Here is a 6,495-nt window from a genome sequence, read left to right on the forward strand (position 1 = left end):
CGATTGCGGAGCAATCTGCCGAGAGGGGCCTGTTTACGAGGCGATTGCCACTGGCCCTCCCTCTCAGCGCTGCAAGCATCGCCTGCCGGGCAGTGGATGAGTTCCGCAAGCAAGGTTCCTCTCGGCTCAACGACCTCTGTGGGCCGCGACATTGGTCGGAGCGTCCTGACTTTTGGTTGACTTCATTTCGCATCATCACATCAAGCGCCTTGCAGCCCTGGGCAGGTTGACCCGATCAGACAATCGGCTGCCGGTATTCCTTTCGTTTGGTTCGCATGGCCCAGATAATCCGGGCAGATTTGTTTGCCATGGCGACTGTCGCCATGGCCGGAACGGCCTCTCCGCGAGCATTTTTGCGATCCAGATGTCTGACTTTTCTGGTTTGTCCCGCGCCATCAACGCGCGTGACGTCATCCCAAGGATCAACAGCTTTCGAATATATCGGTCTCCCTTCTTGGTGATCCGCCAAAGGCGTTCTTTGCCCGCCGCTAGATTTGTTCAGAGGTGTCAAACCCAACCAGGCAGCCAGATCGCGACCGGTCCTGAACTGATGTGCATCGCCGATCGTAGCAACAATCGCTGAAGCAGTGATCGGCCCAATGCCGGGCATGCGCACCACCAAGTCCCGTGACCTGTGGATGGCAAGAACGGCCTGCTGGTCTTCTGATTTAATCTCGACAAACCGCCCTCTCGGCGATGCTAGCATCGCCTGTCTGGTAATACATCGTTGGGCGGCGCACCGCTTCTCAGATCGCCTCGGCATCGGCGGCCTCCGTCTTGCCACGCTTAACGTACGGTTTGATATAGGCCGCAGGCATCAACCGCAGGTCATGGCCCAACTTGCGCAGGTCGCGGCCCCAATTTCGCGGCCCCAATGATGGGCCGAACCGCAAGCCTCCATGCCGATGACACAACGCGGCAGCGTTTCAAAGAACGCCAACAATTGTGCGCGTTTGATCTTCTTATTGAAAATCCTGCGTCGAGTTTCCGAAATTCCATGAACGTGAAACACATGCCTGGCCAGATCCAGGCCAACTGTTGTAACTGTCATTGGGTGGCTCCTCTCTCAGCAGTATATGACATCTGCAGTATGGCGCATTGCGACGCCGAGTGAAGCAGGAGCCATCCACCTCATCCGGTCAGGGCCGGATGTGTAAATCTGAGCATTCTTTGACTTTGCAGTTGCAGTGAACGGCAGTATTGACGTGCCACACTGCAATAATGGTGACCGTCGGCGGACGTCGGCTTTGGGCCGTGAGTGATCTCTCATTGTTGAGCTTAACGCGGAGATACTCCGAGGTCTAGAAAGTCGACATTAGTTCCTGAGGCGTCATCGGAACCAATTTTTCAAGCAACAATCCAGACACTTTCAGATGCAAGAGAAGCTCTCTTCAATCAACATTTGGATGCAGGAAACTGATTTTTTTCGTCCGTGTTGATTTCGCTCAAGCCCGAAGACAGCCGCGTCGCTTATACGGTCAAGCAAAGTTGTCAATAAATGGAGTTGAAGATGGTTCTTTTTAAAACTGGGAGTTGGGTATTGGTTGCGGATGGCCAAAAAGCCCTTTTTCTACGAAACGCCGGAGATATGAAAGACTATGATTTGCGAGTGGTCTGGCATCAGGAGACGGAAAACCCGCCCAGCGTCGCTCAAGGCAGCGACCGCGCGGGTCGAGCAAATTCCGTTCCTGGAATGCGCCGCGCTGCATTGCAGGATACCGACTGGCACCAGTTGTCCGAAGACCACTATGTCAAAGAGATCGCAGCTATTCTTAACCGTGCCGCGCAGGATGGCGCTTTCGACGAGATCGTGATCGTGGCACCGCCGAAGGCGCTTGGTGATCTACGAGTGGAAATCAGCCCAGATGCCGTGAAGAAGGTGATAGCCGAAATCCCAAAGACCCTGACAAATCATCCGATCGAGAAAATCGAAAGCCTGCTGAAGTCCGAGCTTGAACAGATGTAAAGGTGTTGCCAATGCAGCCTTTGAATCTATTCTGTTGGAATATTTCCGGCCATAATGATCGGCAGGTTTTCTGCATAGCAGGCCTAAATGCCTCAATTGTGCTGAGATAATGCATTGATGTCCGCAATTGATGGACTGCGTCGCAGCATTTGAGATTGTCGTGAACGGCAGCTATGGGCCGTTCACGTGCTGCACCATGTACAGAACCCCGCATTTGCAAATGTTGCTATCTACGCATAGCCGCCGCTCGCGCCTACCCCACACCGAAAGCTAGATTCCTGCCCCGTTTGTCGTGATCGGCTTCAACGGCGTGAACGGCCCACACCGGCCATTGATCAGGTCTATTGTACGCTGCGGTGTGGCCCGTCGAACCATACGTTCGCTGCCTGTGCAGAATTTTGTGCCTGGTGAACTCCCTCACTGCGGACATCATGGACCTGCAGCGCAGTTTGTGGCAGCATTCCAATATGATCGACTGTCGCACCCTCGCCGATGACCATTCCAACCTCGCCCATTCTCGGCTGCTTCGAGGCGACCTCCTGACGCTGCAATATGCGGAGAAGCATGGATCAATCGGTCTGGCCAGGCAAGGCACAGAGCTGGCGCAAGCCCCTGGCCGCCTGTTTGCCGAACTGATCTCAAACTTTGTACTCTAGGTCGATCATGCCTCCTATGCACGCTTTGGCGGCTGCGCCAGGACACATTGCTTCGCCGAGTGAAGCAGGAGCCATCCACCTCATCAGTTTTCCATCAGGCCTGGGCCAATGAGGTGGACCCGCCCGTTTGCCCACTAGACAGCCATCTTCACATAAAGCTGCCACACAGCTTTTCTGACCTGAACGCCAGACTGGCTGCTCCTTTTCAAGTTAAACAGAATCTGCCAGTCTCTCTGGAATGTGCTCAGCACGTCTCGATGATCGGTCCTCTCGTGTGAGATTTTTTTGGCTTTCTGATGTAGGTGCACAATGGTTGATGTCACATTCCACCGCACTTTTGAAATTGGTTCAGAAGTCGGCCCATTCCAGTTTGTAATTGAAAATCTGAATAACAATATCGGGATGGTGATTTACACGGGCCCCAATGGGTTCGAAGGGATCTACCGGATCCGTGACCTAGAGTTCGTTGATCGCCCTTTTGATCCCCTGGACCGTTTTGACGTGCTTTCGGGAACGATTGTTAGCTATCAGCAGTCTGCCAACGGTGTACTCGACTTTGAGCTTTCCAGCTTTGAACTGGATGCGGTCACCGTAATTGAGAATCCTCCTATGAAAACAAGCGCTTTCATTAACTTATTTTATGGAGGCGCAGACCGGGTTGTTGGCTCAAGTGGGAACGACACCCTTTTTGGGTATGCCGGAGGTGATCGGATACAGGGGACCCGAGGGGATGATCGCGCCTTTGGTGGCCAGGGACGCGATGTGCTGTTCGGTCAGAGTGGCGCTGACGCCTTGTATGGAGAAGCTGGCAATGACCGTCTTCTAGGGGGAGGGCAATCTGATACGCTGATTGGTGGATCCGGGGCTGACACTCTTCAGGGTAACGGAGGTCGCGACACCCTTCAGGGCGGTCCGGACAATGACAACCTATTTGGAAATGGTGGGAATGATAGGCTGGTCGGAGGCGGAGGGCGGGATGTCTTGCGTGGAGGTGCCGGTGCAGATTGGATGCAGGGTGGTCGAGGCAATGATACCTACTTTGTAGACAACGTTGGAGACCGATTGTTCGAGAACAGCCGAGGTGGGTTGGACTATGTGAATACCTCTCTAGATAGCTTCACTCTAGGTTCAGGGTTTGAAAACTTGGCACTTATTGGCTCTAGCGGAGAGGGCAACATTCGCACAGGTACCGGCAACTCAGACGACAACCAAATCCTCGGAGCTGAGAGCAATCAAAACCTTCTGGTTGGAGGAGCAGGTAACGATACAGTGGTGGGAGGAGCCCGGAACGACTCTCTTAGAGGAGAGCGTGGGCACGACATCCTTGAGGGGGGCAGCGGCGAGGATAGCCTGGTTGGTGGTTTTGGTGATGATCAACTGGAGGGGGGACAAGGCGACGATACGCTTGATGGTGGCGATGGATCGGACACCCTTTTGGGAGGTCTTGGGAATGACATCTACCTGATTTATAATGAAAATGACGTCATTCAGGAGGGTTTCGATCAAGGGCTGGACGAGGTTCAGAGCCACGCTCTCGCAGTTACACTTGCGGACAATGTCGAGAACCTCACGTTCCTTGGTGCCCCTAGAGAAGGTGACCTGATAACTGGAGCAGGAAATACACTCGACAATGAAATTACGGGTTCTGATTTCGCACGTAACGCACTCTCAGGAGCGCAAAGCAACGACACGCTGTTTGGTGGCAGCCTTGCGGATGTTCTCCTGGGCGAAGATGGGATGGACTGGCTCGCTGGGGGCGGAGGAAATGATCTTCTGGAAGGCGGTGACGGTGAGGATGTCATTGTCGCAGGCGACGGGGATGACACCCTCGATGGTGGAGCTGGTGACGACACGATGTCAGGTGGGATTGGGAATGACCTGTACATAGTAAATAGCGCAAACGACACTGTGACTGAAAGCGGCGACAGCGGAATAGATACCGTTCAGACGGACCTTGCAACTTACTCTCTTGGCGAGAATTTTGAGAACCTCGTGTTGACGGGTCCCGCAGAGCCTGACGGAGTTCTGGTTGGCAACGGAAACGCGTTGGGCAACTCAATCACGGGGTCCACTTTGGACCAAAACCACCTTTCTGGCGGGGAAGGTGATGACACACTGATTGGTGGCAATGTCTCCGACAGGCTCAGTGGCGATGCCGGAGACGATAGCATCGATGAAGGTGCCGGAGATGGCTCTCTTTTTTGAGGTCTTGGGGCAGACACTCTTTTGGCCGGTGACGGCAACGATTTGTTGGTTGGCTGGCAAGACTCGAGTTCAACCTCAAACACTGATGGTGGAAATTTCCTTTCGGGAGGATCGGGCGACGACACTCTGCAGGGAGGCGGTGGAGGCAATGAAACGCTGTACGGAGGTTTGGGAAGCGATATTCTCAACGGCGGCTATCGAGATACAGAGCAAACTGAACCCACCGGAAACCCTGACCTGTTTGTATTTCGCTCAGTTGAAGAGAGCCGGAGCGGTTTGGAACTTCGTGACACGATTTCCAGCTTTGAAACCGGCTTGTCCCTGATTGATCTTTCAGAATTTGCTCAGAGTGGTGTCCGTATAGACCTCGCAATTAGCGGTTTCACTTATGAAACCGTAGTGGAAATATCGGATGACGAGGAAATTCCTGTGGTTACAACAGTCGTTAGACCTGTCGCTACCACGTTCTACTACAATGTGTCTGGCTTTGACCAAGGTGACACAGCCGAGATTATCCTTCATGTCGAATCAAGCTTTGGCTCAAAATTCTTGGTGGCCAGCACCTATGAGGAGTACAGCGGACAAGGCGCGATTGACGAAACACTGGATACAGATTTTGAAGTTGAGATCTTCTCTGACACGCTATTGGTCAGAGAGGATTTTTTACTGGCCAGCGATATAGTAATCTCATGATACCTTCGCCGCATTCATAACTTCAGAATACAGACTGAGCCAGTTTTCACGTTTAAAAGGATTTTGAGAGAGTGTCGATTTTCAATGCGAAGCGGGTCATGCTGGTAGCAAAATGCTGCGCCCTTTTATCCAGCCAATCCGTTGCAAGTGCGTCGTTGGTTCCCATGCAGATTCTTCAAAACAGTGCCGACCCGGTGCATAGGGTACAGGTCTCTGGTGGTTCAGCCGGTGGTACAGCCGGTGGTGGTACAGCCGGTGGACCTGAGGACGTCAGAGAAGAAGGTGGCGGCAATGACGCGACTGCCACAGCTTCATCCTTGAGCCCTTCACAAGTTGGCACAGCGACTTCGGTCGCAATTGAGATCGCCGGGCGCATCTGTACCAGGGCGCCGACGAACTATCGCATTGATTGCCTTAGCGCAGAACTTGCCAAAGCAGCAGAAAACCTACCCCAAAACGCGGTTTTTGGCGAAGCCAAAGCGGCATTGCAAAATGCCTCAGATCAGTTGCGTAGTATTTCAAGAGAATATCGAAACAGCACAAGCCCCCGGGTTCGGGTTGTTTCACCTGAGACTGGAAAGAGGGGTGCAAGACCTATTGTTGCTGTAAGAGATCAACAGCTTCGTCGCGCGAATTCAGAAGCACTTCAGGTGCTCGAGGAAACACAAACAATTTTACTTCGATCCGCCGAAAACTCCAGCCCGCGCTCTGGTCCGTACCAAGAAATTGCACAGGCCTTAAACTCCAACAAAATTCTCCTTCGCTCTTGAACCTGACCTGTTGCACCGCCTTTCAAGCTCATCTCTGAAGTCATCTACCCGACCACAACTCTTGAGGTCGGCTTGGTGTGGCCATTTTGAGCGCCTTATTCGACAGGGGTTTTGCAATCTCACTGAAGCCTGCCTTTTTAGCCCAGTCATCTCAGTAGTGGTAAGCGTCTGGCGTCGCCGCTCCTATGAAGCAGTTTTCCATGGC

The 6,495-nt window shown here is 53.1% G+C and carries 6 protein-coding genes and 1 pseudogene; 5 read left to right on the forward strand and 2 right to left on the reverse strand.

Features of this window, described 5'->3' with window-relative positions:
* Positions 1-235: 235 nt before the first annotated feature.
* Together B4968_RS26265 and B4968_RS26270 are read right to left on the reverse strand one after the other, a co-directional pair.
* A pseudogene (locus tag B4968_RS26265) lies at positions 236-610 on the reverse strand (transposase); the annotation flags it as partial.
* A gap of 207 nt (positions 611-817) precedes the next feature.
* Positions 818-1,051, reverse strand: a complete 234-nt coding sequence (locus tag B4968_RS26270) for a hypothetical protein (protein ID WP_420916548.1) — start codon at positions 1,049-1,051, stop codon at positions 818-820.
* Positions 1,052-1,510: 459 nt separating this feature from the next.
* On the opposite strand from B4968_RS26270, the gene B4968_RS17515 reads away from it, so the two are divergent.
* From B4968_RS17515 to B4968_RS23215, 5 genes are all read left to right on the forward strand, one after another.
* A complete protein-coding gene (locus tag B4968_RS17515; protein WP_083100702.1) occupies positions 1,511-1,966 on the forward strand; it encodes a baeRF12 domain-containing protein in 456 nt (151 codons plus the stop codon).
* Positions 1,967-2,373: 407 nt separating this feature from the next.
* The gene (locus tag B4968_RS17520; RefSeq protein WP_338153306.1) at positions 2,374-2,622 is read left to right on the forward strand and encodes a hypothetical protein; all 249 of its coding nucleotides are present in this window, start codon (positions 2,374-2,376) and stop codon (positions 2,620-2,622) included.
* 309 nt (positions 2,623-2,931) lie between these two features.
* On the forward strand, positions 2,932-4,827 hold the full coding sequence (locus B4968_RS17525; protein ID WP_083100700.1) for a calcium-binding protein: 1,896 nt from the start codon (positions 2,932-2,934) through the stop codon (positions 4,825-4,827).
* A 21-nt stretch (positions 4,828-4,848) separates the two neighbouring features.
* Positions 4,849-5,520 (forward strand): M10 family metallopeptidase C-terminal domain-containing protein, encoded by a 672-nt coding sequence (locus tag B4968_RS17530; protein ID WP_083100701.1) that lies wholly within the window; start codon positions 4,849-4,851, stop codon positions 5,518-5,520.
* Between the two features lie 71 nt (positions 5,521-5,591).
* Positions 5,592-6,290 (forward strand): hypothetical protein, encoded by a 699-nt coding sequence (locus B4968_RS23215; protein WP_139792889.1) that lies wholly within the window; start codon positions 5,592-5,594, stop codon positions 6,288-6,290.
* Positions 6,291-6,495 lie beyond the last annotated feature (205 nt).

It is taken from the genome of Pseudophaeobacter leonis (genome assembly GCF_002087335.1).
Lineage (GTDB): Bacteria > Pseudomonadota > Alphaproteobacteria > Rhodobacterales > Rhodobacteraceae > Pseudophaeobacter > Pseudophaeobacter leonis.

Bases quoted from the DNA above. Each gene is read 5' to 3' on its own strand.
- B4968_RS26270 (WP_420916548.1), bottom strand. From the start codon at position 1,051: ATGACAGTTACAACAGTTGGCCTGGATCTGGCCAGGCATGTGTTTCAC.
- B4968_RS17515 (WP_083100702.1), top strand. From the start codon at position 1,511: ATGGTTCTTTTTAAAACTGGGAGTTGGGTATTGGTTGCGGATGGCCAA.
- B4968_RS17525 (WP_083100700.1), top strand. From the start codon at position 2,932: ATGGTTGATGTCACATTCCACCGCACTTTTGAAATTGGTTCAGAAGTC.